This window comes from Streptomyces anulatus, assembly GCF_014650675.1.
GTDB classification, from domain to species: domain Bacteria; phylum Actinomycetota; class Actinomycetes; order Streptomycetales; family Streptomycetaceae; genus Streptomyces; species Streptomyces anulatus.
This window is the reverse complement of sequence record NZ_BMVK01000033.1, coordinates 1-18,161: the sequence shown is the minus strand read 5'-3', so window position 1 is coordinate 18,161 and position 18,161 is coordinate 1. Positions and strand designations below refer to the sequence as shown.

At 70.0% G+C, this 18,161-nt stretch carries 13 protein-coding genes and 3 CRISPR repeat arrays; of the genes, 4 read left to right on the top strand and 9 right to left on the bottom strand.

From position 1 onward, the window contains the following. Positions 1–374 precede the first annotated feature (374 nt). Positions 375–1,091, top strand: coding sequence for an HNH endonuclease family protein (locus IE272_RS38140; RefSeq protein ID WP_190010323.1), 717 nt, complete (start codon positions 375–377; stop codon positions 1,089–1,091). Positions 1,092–1,482: 391 nt separating this feature from the next. Next, a CRISPR array of direct repeats spans positions 1,483–2,661; the repeat unit is 29 nt; unit sequence GGGACCATCCCCGCGGGCGCGGGGAGCAG. Between the two features lie 80 nt (positions 2,662–2,741). Here IE272_RS38140 and cas2e read toward each other — a convergent pair. The 8 genes from cas2e to IE272_RS38100 are packed head-to-tail and all read right to left on the bottom strand — an operon-like array spanning position 2,742 to position 12,065. Then, a complete protein-coding gene (gene cas2e, locus IE272_RS38135) occupies positions 2,742–3,092 on the bottom strand; it encodes a type I-E CRISPR-associated endoribonuclease Cas2e (RefSeq protein ID WP_190010321.1) in 351 nt (116 codons plus the stop codon). Further along, positions 3,089–4,051: a type I-E CRISPR-associated endonuclease Cas1e gene (cas1e, locus tag IE272_RS38130; protein ID WP_190010319.1), complete on the bottom strand. Its 963-nt coding sequence runs from the start codon at positions 4,049–4,051 to the stop codon at positions 3,089–3,091. Before cas1e ends, cas2e begins: the two co-directional genes overlap by 4 nt. 4 nt (positions 4,052–4,055) lie before the next feature. Beyond that, positions 4,056–4,823 carry a type I-E CRISPR-associated protein Cas6/Cse3/CasE gene (gene cas6e / locus IE272_RS38125; protein WP_190010317.1) on the bottom strand — a complete coding sequence of 256 codons (768 nt, stop codon included), beginning with the start codon at positions 4,821–4,823 and terminating at the stop codon, positions 4,056–4,058. After that, positions 4,823–5,560 carry a type I-E CRISPR-associated protein Cas5/CasD gene (cas5e, locus tag IE272_RS38120; protein WP_190010315.1) on the bottom strand — a complete coding sequence of 246 codons (738 nt, stop codon included), beginning with the start codon at positions 5,558–5,560 and terminating at the stop codon, positions 4,823–4,825. Before cas5e ends, cas6e begins: the two co-directional genes overlap by 1 nt. After that, positions 5,557–6,759, bottom strand: a complete 1,203-nt coding sequence (gene cas7e / locus IE272_RS38115; RefSeq protein WP_190010312.1) for a type I-E CRISPR-associated protein Cas7/Cse4/CasC — start codon at positions 6,757–6,759, stop codon at positions 5,557–5,559. Before cas7e ends, cas5e begins: the two co-directional genes overlap by 4 nt. Beyond that, entirely contained in the window at positions 6,756–7,448 is a 693-nt protein-coding gene (gene casB, locus IE272_RS38110) for a type I-E CRISPR-associated protein Cse2/CasB (RefSeq protein WP_190010310.1), read from the bottom strand. The genes cas7e and casB overlap by 4 nt, the downstream gene beginning before the upstream one ends. Continuing rightward, positions 7,445–9,151, bottom strand: a complete 1,707-nt coding sequence (gene casA, locus IE272_RS38105) for a type I-E CRISPR-associated protein Cse1/CasA (RefSeq protein WP_190010308.1) — start codon at positions 9,149–9,151, stop codon at positions 7,445–7,447. Before casA ends, casB begins: the two co-directional genes overlap by 4 nt. Continuing rightward, a complete protein-coding gene (locus IE272_RS38100) occupies positions 9,144–12,065 on the bottom strand; it encodes a CRISPR-associated endonuclease Cas3'' (RefSeq protein ID WP_190010306.1) in 2,922 nt (973 codons plus the stop codon). Before IE272_RS38100 ends, casA begins: the two co-directional genes overlap by 8 nt. A gap of 228 nt (positions 12,066–12,293) precedes the next feature. Further along, a CRISPR array of direct repeats spans positions 12,294–12,993; the repeat unit is 29 nt; unit sequence CTGCTCCCCGCGCCCGCGGGGATGGTCCC. Between the two features lie 371 nt (positions 12,994–13,364). Between IE272_RS38100 and IE272_RS38095 the strand changes: the two genes are divergently transcribed. Further along, the gene (locus IE272_RS38095) at positions 13,365–13,922 is read left to right on the top strand and encodes a Uma2 family endonuclease (RefSeq protein WP_190010304.1); all 558 of its coding nucleotides are present in this window, start codon (positions 13,365–13,367) and stop codon (positions 13,920–13,922) included. A gap of 616 nt (positions 13,923–14,538) precedes the next feature. Beyond that, positions 14,539–15,213 carry a class I SAM-dependent methyltransferase gene (locus tag IE272_RS38090; protein ID WP_190010302.1) on the top strand — a complete coding sequence of 225 codons (675 nt, stop codon included), beginning with the start codon at positions 14,539–14,541 and terminating at the stop codon, positions 15,211–15,213. A 629-nt stretch (positions 15,214–15,842) separates the two neighbouring features. Here the strand turns inward: IE272_RS38090 and IE272_RS38085 are convergent. Continuing rightward, positions 15,843–16,280 (bottom strand): DUF4259 domain-containing protein, encoded by a 438-nt coding sequence (locus IE272_RS38085; protein ID WP_190010300.1) that lies wholly within the window; start codon positions 16,278–16,280, stop codon positions 15,843–15,845. 245 nt (positions 16,281–16,525) lie between these two features. Then, positions 16,526–16,921: direct repeats of the CRISPR family, unit length 29 nt; unit sequence CTGCTCCCCGCGCCCGCGGGGATGGTCCC. A gap of 319 nt (positions 16,922–17,240) precedes the next feature. On the opposite strand from IE272_RS38085, the gene IE272_RS38080 reads away from it, so the two are divergent. Beyond that, on the top strand, positions 17,241–18,107 hold the full coding sequence (locus IE272_RS38080; RefSeq protein WP_190010298.1) for a hypothetical protein: 867 nt from the start codon (positions 17,241–17,243) through the stop codon (positions 18,105–18,107). Positions 18,108–18,161: the final 54 nt, after the last annotated feature.

Genomic DNA, 18,161 nt, shown 5'->3' with positions numbered 1-18,161 from the left:
CGGCTGGACTGTGCCCGGGAGTGCGCCGGAGTGCGCTTTCACCACAACGACGACCCAAAACGCGCTGGTGTGCAGTGGCAACCCACAGAATGTCACCCAGAGCGAATCTCTAGTGACGTACGGGTGTTCCCAACTGCTTATCCAGCAACAACAGCCACCCCACGCCACCAGATCGCCAACCCTGCCACCGGCAAACCTTCCCCTCCACCCCGCAAAGTCATGAATTTGCGCAAACAGAGCAAAGATTCAGGGTGACCTACCTCACGGAACACAGAACGCTTGAGGAAGCCCTACCGAACGAGTGACACACCCTCACCAACACTGCCCAACTGAAATCATGAGCAGGCATCAGCCCCGACCCGCTGGAGTCCCCCGTGCCCCGCCGCCTCGGCTTCCTGCCCGCCGCCCTGCTCACCGCCATCACCCTGACCGCCTGTTCCGCCGAGACGCTCGAGGCAGACAACCCCAAGCCCCCCGCCACCGCCAACCCGTCCGGTGCGCCCGGCGGCACCCAGGACGGATCCGGCCTCCCCCTGGCCGAAGCCATCGGGAAGATCCCGGTCGCCGAGGAGAAGCGGACCGGGTACGAGCGCGACAGCTTCAAGCACTGGGTCGACGAGGACGACGACTCCTGCACCACCCGGGCAGAAGTCCTGCTCACCGAAGCCGTCACCGCACCGGAGCAGGGCGCCCGGTGCTCACTGAGCGGGGGCAGTTGGCTCTCGTACTACGACGAGGCCGAGGTCACCGACGCGAAGAAGCTCGACATCGACCACATGGTCCCGTTGGCCGAAGCCTGGGACAGCGGCACCCGCGACTGGACACCCGAACGCCGGGAGGCATACGCCAACGACCTCGGCTCCGACAGGTCCCTCGTCGCGGTGACCGCGAAGACCAACCGGTCCAAGGCCGACCGGGATCCGGCCCAGTGGATGCCGCCCGCCGAGTCCGCAACGTGCACGTACCTCGTCGACTGGACCGCCACCAAACTCCGCTGGGCCCTGACCATGGACGACGCCGAGAAGACCGCACTCCTCAACCTCGCCGAGCCGTGCGCGGACTCCGTCGTCGAGTACAAGACCGCCCCATAGCCGGTGGCGACGGGCGGCTCACCTCCGCTCTCGCGAGGAGCACGGCTACCTCGGTCCCTCGACCTGGGGATGTTCCGCTCGAGCGGAGGTGAGCCGTTCGAGCCCTGGCCCTCGACCAGGCGCAGGCGTGCTCTCCGCGCGAGCGGCGGTGAGCTGGAACTGCCGCCGAGATGCGGATAACGCCCAGTTCATGCCGCCGACACGACCACCGCGGACGGCTGACGTCCGTACGCGGCCTGGCCCGCCACGCGCACACGCTGGCCGAGCTCCGTCACGTTGACTGCGTCCATGGATGGGGTACGGATCGGCGCCCCCGACAGGTGCTCTCTGCGCGAGCGTCCCGCGGGCGCGGGGAGCAGGAGGGGCTGCGTCAGAACGTCGTCTCCACTTCGGGACCATCCCCGCGGGCGCGGGGAGCAGGGATCCGCCTGGCTCCGTATCGGCCGAGACCGGGGACCATCCCCGCGGGCGCGGGGAGCAGAGCTGTTGGACGAGGACGGGGGACGCGGACTCGGGACCATCCCCGCGGGCGCGGGGAGCAGACGCCGTGGTTCATGCCCGGGAGGGGACCATCCCCGCGGGCGCGGGGAGCAGGGGCACAGCAGTGCTTTCCCCTAGGGCATATCGGGACCATCCCCGCGGGCGCGGGGAGCAGCCAGTTCCGGAACTGCGGAACTGGAAGCGCTAGGGACCATCCCCGCGGGCGGGGGGAGCAGATCATCCCGCCCAGGCCCTGACGCTGCGCGTCGGGACCATCCCCGCGGGCGCGGGGAGCAGTGCGAGTTCGACGACGTCGCGATGCCGGACCCGGGACCATCCCCGCAGGCGCGGGGAGCAGGGGCCGTCCGGCCCACCGGTACAGGGCCGTCTGGGACCATCCCCGCGGGCGCGGGGAGCAGGCGGAACAGCTCCTGGCCCCGCTGGACGAACTGGGACCATCCCCGCGGGCGCGGGGAGCAGGGGTGGGAGACGCTCCAGCCGTACTACGCGCCGGGACCATCCCCGCGGGCGCGGGGAGCAGCTGGAGAACGCCGCCCGCGACACCGCCGCCAAGGGACCATCCCCGCGGGCGCGGGGAGCAGGCGCGGACGAGATCCGGGCGCACCACCTGCTGGGGACCATCCCCGCGGGCGCGGGGAGCAGCCTCCACTCGGCGTCGACATGCACCAGCCGCAGGGACCATCCCCGCGGGCGCGGGGAGCAGGAGCCGGACGTCGCGCGGCTGATCGGGCGGACGGGACCATCCCCGCGGGCGCGGGGAGCAGCTCCTGTCGTTGGTGCGGATGTTGACGGAGGCGGGACCATCCCCGCGGGCGCGGGGAGCAGCGGGTGTGGACCTTGTAGTGGCGTACGACCGTGGGACCATCCCCGCGGGCGCGGGGAGCAGGAGGCGGCCATCGAGGCCGACCTTCAGGCGCTGGGACCATCCCCGCGGGCGCGGGGAGCAGTGGGCGCGGTGTATCTCGGCGGACTCGTGGTCGGGACCATCCCCGCGGGCGCGGGGAGCAGACCTCTCGGAGAGTCGGCATCCGATCACCAGGGGGACCATCCCCGCGGGCGCGGGGAGCAGACTCGATGACCTGCAGGTTTACCGTGGGTTCATCAGTTTCTCGAGCACTTTCACCAGTTCCGACATCTGAGACATTTCGCCTACCTCTTTCCGGAACGGCGGCGCTTGGATGCTGCGCTCCACCCTGGCTTCTTAGGGCTACTCGTTGAACCCTTGCTGTCGTTGGGACGTTGGATCAGAGTGAGGCCTTCGTGGTCGGTGGGGTGCCAGGCGTGGTCGTGGGTACGGAACGTGAAGCCCTGCTCGTTGTTGGTTGTGTGGGCGAGAAGCGCACGTCCTTGTCCGGCGTATTGCTGGACTTCGTCCCACAGCACGTCTCGGATGCGGGATGAAGGATTGCCGATGAACACGCCGGCGGAGATCTCCAGGAGCCATCGGGTGAGGAAGCCCCGCAGGCCTGGAGGGCAGTTGGTGAGGACGATCACGGTCACCAGATTGCTGCCTCTTGCTCGTCCGTTCCGTAGTTCACCCCGGATGCCACATTCAGCCCTCTGTCGCTCTGGAGTGTTACGCGGTCCGTGTTTTCCCCTGGGTCGCTTGAGCGATCGTTGGGAAGGAGCAGGCCCTTGATGTCTCTGACGCAGCGATCGAGGAGCCTTGTCTCGTTGATCCTGTCCCGGAGGGCTCGGCGTGTGCGTGATCCGACGTCCTCTTCGGCTTCGGCTGCGACGTCGAAGGCGAGGGGGATTCCGATGTCGGTCTTGTACAGGTCGGCGATGTCTAGGACGAAGGAGAGCTCGTGGCCGGAGTGGACGAAACCGAGGCCGGGGCTGCAGCCGAGTGAGGCGACGACGGCGTGTGCGACGCCGTACATGCACTGTGCGGCGGCGGTGATGGCCTGGTTGACGGCGTCGCCGCTGGTGAAGTCGCCGGGGGTGTATTTGCGGCCGTTCCAGGGGACGCCGGTGCGGGCGGCCTGGGCTCGGTAGCAGTCCCTGACCCGTGTGCCTTCTCTGCCGAGGAGTTCGTGGCGGGTGAGGCGGGCCGGGTCTTCGTCGGGGAACCGCAGGCGGTACATGGCGCGTGCGACGGCGATGCGGCTGCGGACGTTGGCCCATTGGGTGGCCTGGGCTTCGAGGAGGGCTGCGGAGCGGCTGAGGGCGCGCCCTCCTGCGTAGTAGCGGACGCCGTGTTCGCCGACCCAGATGACGCAGGCTCCTGTTTCGCCGAGGACGCTCATCGCCTGGTGGGTGATGCGGGTGCCCGGGCCGAGGAGGAGGGTACCGATGGTGGCGGAGGGGATGTGGGTGGTCCCGTCTGCGTCTTCGGCGGTGATGGCGTTGGCGTCCCGGTGAACGGTGCACCGTTCCAGGTAGATGAAGGAGAGGCGCTCCGCGGTCCGGGTGAGGTGGCGGGGGGTGAGGGCGGGGCGTTTGCCGACGGTCGTCATGGTGTCAGCCGGCGGGTACGGGGGCGAGGGTCATGAGTCCGCAGCCGTAGGCCTTGGCACGGCCGATGCCCTGGGTGAGGGTGCGGCGCAGTGCGTGGGGGTCGGTCACGGTGAGGTGGCCGTCGTAGGTGACGGTGACGACCTTGACTTTGGGGCTGGGTGGGCGGGTGTCGCGGCTCTTCGCGAAGGAGAGGGTGCGTTCGTCGCGGACCGTGAGGGTGTAGCGGTCGCCGTGGTGGGGGTGGTGTTGGTCGGTGCGCCCGGCGGGGAGGAGGCGCTGGTCGTGGGGCTTCTCGTTGATGCGGAAGCCAGCGCGTTCTTGCCTCTCGGGCTTCAGGAGCCAGTTCATCTGGTGGCTGGGGGTTAGGTGGGCGGTGGCTTTGGTGGGTTCGCCGTCCTTGCGCCGGATGTAGTGGACGGGGTTGGCGGTGAGGCGGAAGGCGAAGGTGTCGCCTTGGGCGAGGCGGTCGAGGAAGGGGGCATAGGGGCGGGTGTGCCAACCGGGGGTTTCGGAACTGTGGGCGGCGGGCCAGCCGGCCTGTTCGACGAGATGGGTGAGGTCGGGGCGGTCGGGGCTGACGATGTAGAGGAGCACTTCGGCGCGCGCGTTGTGGTCGAGGCGCCAGAGCACGCGGGGTCCCTGGGCGGTGCCGTCGGTGGGCAGGAGGTGGGGGAAGGAGGCCATGACCGCTGCGTGGAGGGACTGAGGGGAGGCGAGCAGGCGGCGGGCGCCGGGGCGTGCGGTGTTCAGGCGAAATCGGGTCAGGTGCATCAGAGGGTGTCCTCCAGCGGACCGAACGGGTCGTGGTGCGGTGCGGGCTGCCGTCGGGCCGGCGGGCGGGTGGTGGCACGCGGGTTGGGGATGTCGACGGTTTCGGTGACGACGGTCCGCAGGGCGTGGCGGCGGTGTTCGGAGGCGTAGCTGAGGGGGTGGTCGCGCAGGGTGTCGCCGTTGTGGTCGCCGGGGTCGGCGTCGCGGAGGATCACGAGGGGGACGGTGAGGGTGGTGCGGTGGAGTTTCTGGTACCAGCCGGCGGCGTGCCAGGGCTCTTCGCCCAGGGCGCGGGCCAGGGTGCTGTCGTGGACAGCGAGCTCGACCGGGCGGGCCGGCGGGCAGGACCGGCGTCCCAGGAACGGCGGGTAGACAGGGTTGCGCAGGGCGTTGTGGAGGGCGGTCAGGAGGGTGTGGTCGCCTTCGACGGCTGCGGTGAAGACGGCGTCTGCGAGGTAGAACCGTTCGGAGAGCGGCATCGACTTCTCGGTGACGCGGTGGTGGGCGGTCTGGAAGTCGCGGACGCGGGTGCCGGGCTGGTCGATCCGGACGCCGAAGCGCAGGGCTGCGAGTTCGGCGAGGCGGGCGTCGTCGCCGCGCTGGATGCCCTGGGCGGCGGCGAGGATGCCGAGGACCCCGCTTTTGGTGGGGGCTGCTTCGGTGGTGCGCCGGGTGAAACGGGCGGAGGCCCCCCAGGCTTGCAGGGGGCCGGCCAGCAGCAGGGTGAGGACGCTCATGCGGGCTTGTCCAGGTGGTCGGCGACGGCCTGGCCGACGCGGGAGACGAGGGAGGTCAGGTTCGTGGCCTCCTCACCGATCCCGGTGAGCTTTTCCGTGTTCGGTCCGACACGCAGGACCCAGGTGAGGGTGGATTCCTCGTCTCCGTAGGCGCGTTCGATGTCGGGGATGTACTCGGCCAGGCGGGCGGACGCCTCCTTGACGTGGCCGCTCCTGTGGTCTGCTTGTACGGGTTCCTCGAACGCGGCGACGAAGCTGACCGGACGGGTGGTGCGGAGTTTCACGATGACCGCGTCGGGCAGCGTGTGGTGCCCGAACGTGTTGATCTTCCCGGTGGGCAGGGACGCGACGAAGCCGTGGACGAACGCCTCCACGGCGCGGCGCACTGGCGTGGTGAGGGGCTCGTCCTCGCGCAGCCCCTGGCCGAGGTTGTCGGTGAGCTGGTGGACGCCGAGTGCGGCGTAGCGGTAGAGGGTGGCGGAGTTGAAGTCGACCGTTCCGATCATTCCGGCGCCGGGCTCGGCGTCCGTGTTCCGGTCATCGACGGCGGTGTAGTAGTCGGACTCGTTCTCGACCCGGTGGACGCTGATCGCGTGGGCGACCTGGACGGCGGCGTCGACGTTGATGTCGGCGGAGTCGGCGACCATCCGTCCGAACAGGGCGATGTCGACGGAGTGCCGGGTGTCGGCGATCTCCTTGGCCCGGGCCTTGTTCGCCTTGTCCTTGAGGTAGCCCTTGATGTCGGGTGAGCCCTCGACGGCGAGTGCGGCCAGGCTGTCGAGCTGGCGCGCGCTGAGGAACATCAGGTACTTCGACTGGGGGGCCGGCTGCTCCTCGCCGTCCTTCGCGGCGTCCGCGTTCCGCTTGGGGACCTCGATCTTCGAACCGGTGGCGGTCTCGATCACCACGGCCGCAGTCTGCAGGGCCTCGGCCCGCTCGATGGCGGGGTCGAGGGCGCTGATGCGTTCGGCGAGGACCTCGGCGACCTTCTTCGTCCGCACGCCGAGCTCGTTCGGCTCCAGCAGGTGCTCGTCGCTGAAGTAGGCGCGCGTGGCCCGCTTCCACGCCTGGCTGGATACCCGGGCGCGGGGAACCCCGCCGTAGACGGCGGACTTCGGAGCCCCGGTGTCGTCGCGGTTCAGGTTGCTGGGCGGCACGGTCTGCAGGGCGTGCACGTCAAGGTAGATACGGGTCGTCACGAGGCGTCCTTGTCAGCAGTGAGGTTGTTGTCCGGGGCGGCCGCGGGTGCCGGAATACCGGGTGTTGAGGTGTTCTGCGCGGTGCGGTGGGCGTGGAAGGAGCGGCCCCAGGCTCGGCGGACGGTGTCCCGGCCGCCGGGGGCCTGCCACTGGTACAGCTGTGCCGCGAGGAGCCCGTAGTCCAGGGGGATGTCCTGCTGGCGCAGCAGAAGCACGATGTCGCGCAGGCGTTGAGCCAGTTGCGGCAGGTCGGGGGCGGTGCCGGCCCTCACCAGGCGTTTACGGACGGGCTCGGCGATCTCGCCGGGCGGCATCAGCTGGCGTACCGCTGCTCCGAGTCCGTGGTGGGTGGGGTGGTGGCCGCTCTGGTGCATGCCGTGGCCGCGGGACTGCTGGTGCAGGGCCCAGAGGGTCAGTGCGGTGTGCACCGCGTCCTCGGCGTGGACGAGTTCGCCTTCGGTGAGGGGCCGGCCGCCGTCCTGGGGCCGGTCGTGGAGAGGGCCGATGTCGACCAGGCCCCACAGGTCCGGGACCTGGGAGGTGTCCTTGCCCGCGCCACGGCGCAGGCGGGCCAGGGCGGCGACGGCATGCGGCCGGTCGCCGAGCAGGTCGCGCTGCAGAGGGCGGATCAGGGCGTCGGTGGTTTCCCGTACGCGTTGCCGGGCGGTCAGCGGGATAGCGGTGGTCATGCGGTCACCTTCGGAAGGAAGTCGTCGGAGGCGGGCGCGGTCCTGCCGGCCGTCGGGGCCGCGGCCGCCTGGGGGGCGCCGAGGACCTTGGTGAGGCGGGCACGGAACCAGGCGTCGGCGAGGCCGGAGTTGAGCCACTGAGTGCCCTGCTTGGCGGGCACGGTCCGCCCGGCCCACGCGGCCTCCCCGGCCGCCTCGAGGAGCTGGCGGCCCAGCTGCTCGACGATGCGGCGGACGTCCCGCTTCCACTCCTCCCGTGCCAGGTAGGGGTCCTGGGCTTCGGCAAGGCCTGCCAGCCAGGCACGGTAAGGGCCGTCCAGGGCCCCGAAGCCCTGATCGCGGGCCGTGCCACGGGGCCCGTCGGACTCCGCGCCGGCCGCGCGGGCCAGATCAGTGGCCAGGTCACCCAGAGCGGTGACCGCACCCTCCGCGTCGGAAACCGCATCGATGGCCTGCGTCCCGTACGCCCGGTCCCGCTCGTGGAGCAGCACCACGCCCATGGACAGACGGTCGTCGACGATCTCGTCGATCACGGACTGCTGCGTCCCGTAGACCGCGCCGATCACCCGCGTCCGGATCAGGAAGCTGCGCTCCAGCACGCCCTCGGTGGCCAGCCGCGACACCCACTCCAGGACCCCGGGCCTCAGGAACGGCGCTGCCTCCGCTCCCTGCGAGGATTCGGTGCGCCCGGCGATCAGCGAGGCGAGGCCCCGCCACGCGGCTCGCGAAGGATCGTGGTCCCGGGGCAGATACACCACCGGCTCGCCGCGCTTCTTCTCCTGCGCCGGGCTCCGCCGCCAGGCGGTCATCGGCTCGCGGGTGTGCATGTTGTGGGCGCCCAGCGGGTCGCCGTAGCCGAGGACGACGCCGTGAACCCCGCTCTCGTCGAAGTGCAGCCGCAGCCGGCGCGTCTGCCAGGTGTACAGGTCGCGCACTCCGCTCGGCTGCCGGCCGTCCAGCACACCGGGCCCGTCGGGGTTCCGCCGCCACGCGGGACGGTCACCGGAATCGAAACGGATCCCGCCCGTGTCCGCGGCGACCAGGTTCAGCAGCAGCGTCTCGCGCAGCGTGCTCCCCTCGGCGAACACACCGCCCAGGGCGCCGGCCCAGCCCACACCGAGCGGGTAGACCTTGCCGCCCTTGACCCGGGCGTCGCCTTCGACCCCGCTCTTGATGCCGGAGGTGTCAAAAGCGTGCGCATGCACGACCCACCGGGCGGCTTCGGCGAATCCGAGACGCTCCACCCCGGGCATCCGCGAGGTGAAGAACGGGTCCCCGTTCGGAACATCCGCGACGATCCGGTTGAGGGAAGCCACCTCGCCCTTACCCGTCTGCAGACCGGCGACCTGGAAGAACGGGGCCTGGGCGTCCAGCAGGTCCAACCGGTCCCGGTGCTCGGCCAGGTAGGCGTCAACAGGGGCGAAGCACCCTTCGTCGTCCCACAGATCCGCCCAGTGATCGATGTCGCCGGGGCCGTCCAGGGCGTCGTGCGCGACCGCGAGAAGTAACCGCAGCAGGGCAAACTCCTGCGTGGGCAGATCCCCCACCAGCCGCCGCACCCGCCCCGCCTCGGCGAACACCGTGCGCAGCGACATCTCCTCCTGCACACCGTCGCAGCGCAGGACCCCGATCCACGGACGGTCGGTCAGATCGAACGATAACGGGCCGCTGCCAGCGGTCTGTCCCGGCGGTGATTCAGCCACGGGTCACCTCAAGTCCATCACTTTCGCTGTATTGGAGGGCAAAGCCTGCCAGTTGGGTCTGACAATCGGCGTCGAGAACGAGAATCAGCTGCCCGGCCAGCCAAGGACTGTCCTTCGCCTGCCACGCCGGCACGAAGAACTTCTCCAGCTCGCCGATCGCCCGGTCCATCACCTCGGGCGCTGAGAACTGCACCGGGAGCCGAAGACCGCTGCTCGCCGCAGCCCGCGCCGCTGCAGGAGACGGGCACCGGTCCACCGGCAGATCCAGGCCGCCGCGCGCCCGCCCGCGGCCGTCCTCGGCCAGCCACGGCAACGTGACCAGCCGCCCATCCGCGAGCCGCTGCACGACGAGGACTTCCAGCGTCTCCTGGCTGTCACGGACCTGAGCTCGGCCGGCCCGCGTATCGTCCGCATCCCCGGTACCGCCGGACACCCAGCCGATCAGCGGCCGCCCCGCCCGCCCCGCCGCATCGAGCCGGAACCGTCCGGCCCGCTCCGCCTGGTCCGCCCGGTGCTTCTCGTACCGCACCAGAGCCTGCTCCCACTCCTCTTCCCACCCGTCCGGCACGTGAGCCTGCTGCGCGTACGCCGCCTGCACCAGCACGCTGATGTCCTGCGGCAGGCACACCGCACGGCCCCCCTTCTCCAAGTACGGGCGGAGCACGGCCAGCGACCGAAGCAGGCTGTACCGCCCGTACACCGCGACGGAACCCCGCACTGCGGCCGGGACCGGACCGGACCAGTCCACCCCTGTCACCAGACACCGCGCCACCCGCATCCCCGCCGGCCGGTGTGCCTGACCATCGCCCCGCTGATGGCGGTGCAGGCGCCCCACCCGCTGCAGCAGCAGATCTACAGGGCACAGATCGCTGACCAGGAGATCGAAGTCCACGTCCAAGGACTGCTCGGCAACCTGGCTCGCCACCACAATGTGCGGCCCCGCAGGCCGCCCGGCACCCGACCTCGAGGGAGGCCCGAACCGCTCAAGCAGACCGGCATCCTTCATCGCACGGTCCACGTCGACGAACCGGGAATGCGCGACCGTCACCAGCTCCTCGCCGAACCGCTCGCGCAGCGCCTTCGCCGTATCCAGAACCCGCTGCACCGTGTTCCGGACGACCAGCACACATCCACCGTCGACGAGTTCCGCACCGAGCCGCTCCACGAGCACGTCCAGCCCGTCCCCCAACGGCTCCAGCCACACCTGGCCACCCCGCCCCGACACCGCCGGACGCTCGACGACCGGAGCCAGGCCGGGCGCCACACAGGCCACCAGCGGGTAGCCCGAGGCGTCCTCCACCTCGCCGAAACCCTCCGCCCCCGGCCCGGCACCCGCGTAGGCGACCGCCAGCTCACGGCGCCGACGGGCCGGCAAGGTCGCCGACAGCACCACCACCGGAACCCCGTACGCACCCAGCCACTCCATCACCCGGTCCAGATAGACACTCATATACGTGTCGTACGCATGCGCCTCATCGATCACGACGACCTTGCCCGCCACCGCAAGGTGACGCAACGCCAAGTAACGGCTCTTGAGCCCGGCAAACAGCAACTGGTCCACCGTGCCCGCCACGAACGAGGACAACAACGCCTTCTTCCGCCCGCGCAACCACGCGTGCGCCACCAACACGGCCGGCGCCGTCCGACCCACATCCGAGGGACGCCACCGCGGAACGTCCTCGTCGACATCCACCGCCACGATCGGCTGACGGCCGCTCCGCATCAACTCGGCGAAGTCGTCGTTCAGCGCGGCCTTCGAATGCGCCAGCAGCACCGACAACGGGGCCCCGCCCTGGACCGGCAGCCGCTCCAGCCAGTCCAGCAGCCGCGGGAACATGGCGTTGCCCGTCGCCATCGTCGGCAACGCGAAGAAAACCCCGCCGGCCCCGGTACGCGCGGCGAAGATCTCCGCCACCGCCAGCGCGGCCTCGGTCTTCCCCTCCCCCATCGGCGCCTCGATCACCATCAGCCCGGGCTTCGGCACCGCATGCGCCAACCGCACCGCAACCTCCTGCACCGGCCGCACCACCGCCCCGGCAGGAAGATCGAACCGGGCAGCGAACAACTCCCCCGCATCCACCGCCGCCGGCCGCGGCTCCCACCGCGGCGGCAGACTCAGCCCGCGCCACGCGGCCGCGACCCGCTCCTCGCCGGAACGCGGCGTCTCCTGCGGAAAGTACGGAAACAGCTCCGGATTACTCGCGATCCAGTCCGAAACGATCACCACAGCGCTCAGCAGCACCTGCACCGGCTGCGGCAACCGCACCGAACGCCACACACCGAGCCGCTCCCGGACACCGAACACGTCCGCACACCCGTCAAGGAGCTCGTCCTGGACCCGCCGCCAGACCACCTGACTGGGGCCCGGCGTACGCAGCAGATGAGGCCGGTCGTACAGCGCCTTGATCTGCCCGTGCTCCGGCGGCACCCCATGATGACCACCCACCACGACCGCGAACTGCCCCGACTGCCTCCCGGACCAGCCGTGCCGCTCCTCCAGCCACTCCTCCAGCAGCAACTGCCCGGCCAGACCATGCGGAGCGACCTTCCGGTCCGGCCCGAACTGCCTCTGCGTCCGCATATCCAGACCTGTATCCCGCATCCGGTCGGCCAGCTGATCAACCTGACACGCGAAGGCCGGCGTCGCCTTCCCGATGTCATGCACCCCAGCCAGCCACACCACCAGCCGCCGGGCATCCTCCACCCCGCCGGGCAACGGCCCCGCGATCACATTCCGAACCTGCTCAGGCAGCCACTCGTCCCACAACAGCCCTGCCACAGCGGCACTGTCCTCCATGTGCCGCCACAACGGCAGCCAACCCTCCGCATCCCGGTCGTGCTTCGCCCACACCCGCCGAACAGCACCCTGCAGCCGCCCCCCAAGGCCCGAACAGGCCCCACCCTCATCAGCCATGTCAGATGAATACAGGCAAACAACCGAACAACACGCCCTGATCGGAAAATCTTCTGCTTTTCCACCGACCACAGCACGTCAACCGACAGCCCGCCGTACGATGCGCCGACGTCATCCGCGACCCAACACAACAGGCAAAAGAAGAATGGCGAAATGGTCAATATGTCGGAATCAGTGAAAGTGTGTGAGATCTCGATCCTCCCGCTGTAACGCAGCAGGTCAGAAAGACTGCTCCCCGCGCCCGCGGGGATGGTCCCTCCCGCAGGATCCGGACGTGGCGCTTGACCGTCTGCTCCCCGCGCCCGCGGGGATGGTCCCAGCCGGGCCGACGCCTGCGGGTCCCGCAGGGTCTGCTCCCCGCGCCCGCGGGGATGGTCCCGAGGCGTCCAGCAGCGGGGCGCTCATCCGGTCCTGCTCCCCGCGCCCGCGGGGATGGTCCTGATCATCGTGGGCATCCAGATGATGGTCTCCGCTGCTCCCCGCGCCCGCGGGGATGGTCCCTGGCGGCACTCATCGAACCGCTCGCCGTCGCCCTGCTCCCCGCGCCCGCGGGGATGGTCCCAACGCCAACAGGGGGGTAGGGAGGGGTGGGGGCTGCTCCCCGCGCCCGCGGGGATGGTCCCAGGTCCAGCGCCGCGCCGAGCGCGAGTTCTTCCTGCTCCCCGCGCCCGCGGGGATGGTCCCGTCGACCCGGACGTCAACCGGTTCGGGCGGGCCTGCTCCCCGCGCCCGCGGGGATGGTCCCACGGGGTGCCTGAGGCGCCCGTCGTTCAGCTGCTGCTCCCCGCGCCCGCGGGGATGGTCCCAGCGCCGGCAGGAGCTGGACCAGATGCACGCCCTGCTCCCCGCGCCCGCGGGGATGGTCCCCCCACATCGGCGATCCTGCTCGGTCTCGGTGTCTGCTCCACGCGCCCACGGGGATGATCCACGGCGGGGTCCGGAGCCGGAGAGCGCGGCCGTCTGCTCGCTTACGGGTCTCAAGTAGTAGTAATTCTCGCTGATTGCGCACTGAAGGTGAGCGGAAGTGAGCAGGATGCGCCTAATGGTGGGCAAGGTGGGCTTCTGTAACACGGATGGCATAGACGATCAGTTACATCTCTGACTACTCAATGGTCCCTGCATAGCCAGGGATGATCCCACGGAGGGCATCGCAAGTGCTTGCTCCCTGCGCACGCAGGGGTTTTCCGAAGTTCAGCCGTTCCTCGACAGCCCGACATCATCAGCAAGCATGCGTGGATGCGCCACAGGCAGGCATGATGCTGAGTAGCTCAGTCGCTGAGATGGACGGAAGCAGGCTTCATGACGAGTGCACCGGACTACAGCCAAGGCGTTGATGCCGAACGCGCGTTGAAGTTCGCTGTTCAGCGCATCCGTGGAGACCGTGTCCAAATCATCGAGGGGATCATCGAGCCTGTGTCACCGACCTGGGATCACGAGCGCGCTGCGAAGCTCGTCCGTCGGCAGATCGAAGATCGGGTAGATGATCTTGGTTGTGTCGAAGGCTCTGGAAACTTGGATCTCCCGGGGTCGTCCAACTGGTACGTCCCAGACATCGCCGTGGTCCCCGAGGCCCTTGCGAGAGGCGGAGGCGCACTGCTCCCGGACCAGACCCTGCTGATCGTAGAGGTGACGTCAGAGTCAAACGCCGAGACCGATCGAGTAGTGAAACGCCGCCGGTACGCCGAGTACGGTGCCCCGCTCTATCTCCTCGTGGACCGAATGGAGGGGAGCCTGACCCTGTTCTCGGAGCCGGGCCGGCTCGGCTACACCCGAGTCGACGGACCACACCCCTTCGGCACCACAGTGCACCTGCCAGCGCCATTCGGCCTTGACCTCGACACGGCCGGTCTCGCGTAGCAGTCAGATCTGGCAGTCGGGGCTCCGCATGTACAGAGGGATGGCCGCCTCCCGGCACAGGGCAGCCGGGCCACCCTGCCTTCGGGTGCGGGGCTACATCCCACTTCCGGATATCCGGAAGTGACTCATTGATCTGCTCCCCGCCACCTGCGGGGGTAGCCGCCCCAAGGGCACCGTGTCGCGTGAGGTCAAGGCACTCTGCTCCCCGCCCCCGCGGGAATGGTCCCACCCTTGATCAGGAACCGGAGCCGGGCCCACGCTGCTCCCCGCGCGTGCGGGGATGGCCCCCACGGACCACCCTGTCGTGTGTCCGATCTGGCCTGCTCCCCACGCATATGGGGATGGCCCCACGACCACCACCGGCGCCACCCTCGCGGCCGTCTGCTTCCCACGCACGTGGGGATGGCCCCGGCGCAGCGACCGCAGGGCTCGAACATCGGTTGCCGCCTGCGCGTGCGGGGTTACATCGAGTGCCTGGGCCTGGGGCGCTCGCAGCGTCGCGGGCCCGGCGCATGCCCCTGGGGTGACATCGGGGCGTTTGCCTGAGGGCAGAGAGGCAGCGCAGGTACGGTGGCCAGCTCGAAGGACACCGGCCCCGCTGCCCACGAGGAGCGTCATGCCCCGCGAGCCCCGCACCCCGGCCCAGTACTGGGACACCTACAAGCCGTACCGGGGAGAAGGCGAGCAGCCCGTCCCGGTGGCAGACCGGTTCGAGTGGACCCAGTACCCCGGCCATGGGCCTGGGGCCGAGGTGCTGGGGCAACCGTGCCGGGCCCTGGACCTCGGGCCGGCGGAGGGCAAGGAAGCAGTGTTCCTGGCCCGGCAGGGTGTCGAGACGACCGGCGTGGACTTTTCCGCCGCCCAGGTCGAACGCGCCCGCAGATGGTGGAAGGACGTTCCGGGCCTGTCGTTCCTCCACGCGGACGTGTGCGACTACCTCGCCTCCAGCACGGCACCCTACGACGCGATCTACTCCGTATGGGGCGCGGCGTGGTTCACCGACCCGGAGGTCCTCTTCCCCCTCCTTGCCAAGAGCCTCACACCCGGCGGAGTCTTCGCTTTCAGCCAGGCCGAGCCCTCCCCCGGTGCGTACGGCCCGCAGCCGATGCGCGGCAAATGGCTCGAAGGACGGGAACGCGAACTGACGGTGCTGCGCTGGCAGTACCCGCCCGAAACTTGGGCAGACCTCCTGAAGCGCCACGGCTTCACCGGCATCGAAGCTCACGTCCTGCCCGCCCCGGACGCAGAAAGCCTGGGCACACTGCTCGTACGCGCCCAGCGCCCCGCTTAAGGGCTGCCCCGTAACACCCTCGGCCTGCCCTCTGCCCCAGGTATGGTTCCGAGCACGAGCTGAGTAAGTTGTAGGCGCAGGCATGGTCCCTACTCATGTTGAGTAGGTTGAGCCCTTCAATCACGGATTGAACAGCCAGGCTCGGCCCACTGCTGCTCCCCGCGCCCGCGCGGATGGTCCCTGCATCCCCATCCGTGCTCTGCGGGTTCTGTCCTGCTCCCCGCACCCGGGGATGGTCCCCTCGGCGTGACGAGGCGGCTCGCCAAGCCGTGCTGCTCCCTGCGCCTACGGGGATGGTCCCATCCAGAACGTCGGGCTCCGGGACGTCACGATCTGCTCCCCGCACCCGCAGGGATGGTCCCTCGCCGTCGAGCTCGACACCAACCGAGGAACGCTGCTCCCCGCACGCGCGGGGATGGTCCCATGTCGCCGAGGCTCTTCACCTCGGTGGCGCCCCGCTCCCCGCACGCGCGGGGATGGTCCCGTCCGCCTCGGCGCGGACCTGATGGACATCCACTGCTCCCCCGCGCCTGCGGGGATGGCCCCCTCGACAGGATGGTTCTGTTTACGAGTTGCGGCTCTGGCTCAACTTCTGTTAAACGGCACTCTCCGTGACTGCGGGTCACCGATTAGATCTCGAACAGGGCGTCCTCTTGTGGCGGGATCGGAGGGTCAAGGACGTCGCGGAGGCGGGTGATGTCCTGGCGCCACTTCGACCAGTTCGCGGCTTCGGCCCACAACTCAGCGAGTTCAGACCGGTTGGAGACCACTTGATCCAGGGCGTCGAGGGCGAGCATCCGAAGGTCCGCAGGCAACTCCGGTAGCAGCTCTGAAGGGCCATAGTTCGAGCACGCCGGATCACAGTCAGGATGCTGGGCGGCGACCAGGGCCGCCGCGCCCACGGCTCGCTCGCCGTCGTAGATACCCAGGAAGTCCGCAGGCCCGGCGGCACGCTTGAGCACGCCCCGGATCATGCCTTCGCGCTCTTCCGGTGCTGCCTCGTCCAGTTCAGCGGCGAAGTCGGCCGCGGTGTCGTTGTCGAAGGGGCCGATGTCCCAGGTGCCCATGTCTCTCCTCGCGCGGTCGTCTGGGGATCGTCGCACTGGCCACTGACAGTGCGCTCAGGAGGCTCCCAGGACAGGCGCGGGTACCCATCGCAGAGGCGCGATTACCTGGCGGGACCAGAACAGTTCGCCGGGTGCTGGGGATAGCCTTGTCGTCACGACAGGAGAGAGCTGATGGTTGATATGTCGGGTTCGGTGAAAGTGCTCGAGAATCACGGTTTCCCGCTGTAACACAGCAGGTCAGTAAGACTGCTCCCCGCGCCCGCGGGGATGGTCCCCTCGGGCTTCTTGGATCCGACCTTCCGGAGCACTGCTCCCCGCGCCCGCGGGGATGGTCCCGACTTGTGCCAGTACCCGACGTAAAGGCGGTCCTGCTCCCCGCGCCCGCGGGGATGGTCCCCACCCGTTCGGAGGGCGAGGCGGAGCCCGGGACTGCTCCCCGCGCCCGCGGGGATGGTCCCTCGCTCCGCTCCGGCGGCCCGGTTTTTGGAACCTGCTCCCCGCGCCCGCGGGGATGGTCCCATGGCGGCGCGGATGCTGGCTCAGCGCGAGGCCTGCTCCCCGCGCCCGCGGGGATGGTCCCGACGGCTACATCGACGGGTCGAAGCCGAAGAACTGCTCCCCGCACCTGCGGGGATGGTCCCCCGCGCCGTGCGGTGGGTCCTCGACGCGAAGGCCACGCTCCTCGACCTCGAAACCACGGCGGACGTCCCCACCGCCCCCTACCCCGGGGCTCGTCACCCTCGGAGCGACGGAGAACGGGGGCCTGCTGCTCGCCGACCTCCTGCACACCGGGGCGCTGCTCCTCGACGGCGCCGCCGATGACGTCCTGGCTGTCGGGAGGGCGATGGCCCTGGAGGCCGGAACGTGCGGGTGGACCGACCACACCGAGATCATGACCGTCGGACTCGGGACCCGCCTCGCGACGCTGCTGCCCCGCTGCCGGGTCCGGCCGCTGCCCATGTGTCCGCCGTCGTCGCCGACCTCGGAGCGCTCCTCCTCGAGGTCCACCAGCAGACCGGCGGGCCGGACATGCCCGAACCGCTGCCGTGGATCCTGGTCTGCGCCGGAGATGTCGACGCCGAGCAGGCCTGGCAGCTCGCCGACGCCGTCTCGGCCGCCCGGGACCTGCCCATCGCGATCGTCCTGCCCGCGAACGACGCCACCCGCGCCGCGTTCCCGGCCGCCGAGAACATCGCCACCGCGCCCGGCACCCCGGTGACACTCCCCCAGCTCGGCGAGGAACCGGTGCAGCTGCAGCGGCTGACCGACGAGCAGTACCGCCAGTACCTCCACGCGCTCCAGTTCGCCGAAGAGCCGGCCGAGCCCGCCGCCGGAACCTGGCAACTCGCCGAAGCCCACGAGCAGACAGCAGCGGCACCCCGCCCCGAACCCCACCCCCTGCTGCGGATCCGGACGTCCGACGGCGAAGCCGCCAATGATCCCGGCAGCCCGTACCCCGCCCTCCTCGCGTCCGTCGGCGCACCCCGGACCACGAAGACGGATGCCCCGGCACCGACGGACACCCCCGAAGACGAAGCCGCCCCGGACGAGACGACACCGGACCCGGACGAGCCCGCCATCGACGCGGGGGACAAGCAGCCGACGGCACCGGAGATCTCGGTCCTGGGCCGCTGGCCGTCAGCGGCATCATCCCCGCCTGGCACACCGACCGTTCCGCCTACGCCATCCGGAACGACACGCAGTGGACCCGCTCCGACAACCTCCCCGCGTACGTCATCGAGAAGACCGGCGACTTGCGCGTCGTCTCCGGCTACCGCGCCCTGGACACCTGGAGGTGCGGCTCCGGGGCCGTGCACCCCTGTGTGAACGGCGGGTGGGGGCGGTGCTGGAAGTACTACACCACCCCGCGGCCGTTGGGCA

Bases quoted from the DNA above. Each gene is read 5' to 3' on its own strand.
- IE272_RS38090 (WP_190010302.1), top strand. From the start codon at position 14,539: ATGCCCCGCGAGCCCCGCACCCCGGCCCAGTACTGGGACACCTACAAG.
- IE272_RS38085 (WP_190010300.1), bottom strand. From the start codon at position 16,280: ATGGGCACCTGGGACATCGGCCCCTTCGACAACGACACCGCGGCCGAC.
- cas6e (WP_190010317.1), bottom strand. From the start codon at position 4,823: ATGCACCTGACCCGATTTCGCCTGAACACCGCACGCCCCGGCGCCCGC.
- IE272_RS38095 (WP_190010304.1), top strand. From the start codon at position 13,365: ATGACGAGTGCACCGGACTACAGCCAAGGCGTTGATGCCGAACGCGCG.
- cas1e (WP_190010319.1), bottom strand. From the start codon at position 4,051: ATGACGACCGTCGGCAAACGCCCCGCCCTCACCCCCCGCCACCTCACC.
- cas5e (WP_190010315.1), bottom strand. From the start codon at position 5,560: ATGAGCGTCCTCACCCTGCTGCTGGCCGGCCCCCTGCAAGCCTGGGGG.
- IE272_RS38100 (WP_190010306.1), bottom strand. From the start codon at position 12,065: ATGGCTGATGAGGGTGGGGCCTGTTCGGGCCTTGGGGGGCGGCTGCAG.
- casB (WP_190010310.1), bottom strand. From the start codon at position 7,448: ATGACCACCGCTATCCCGCTGACCGCCCGGCAACGCGTACGGGAAACC.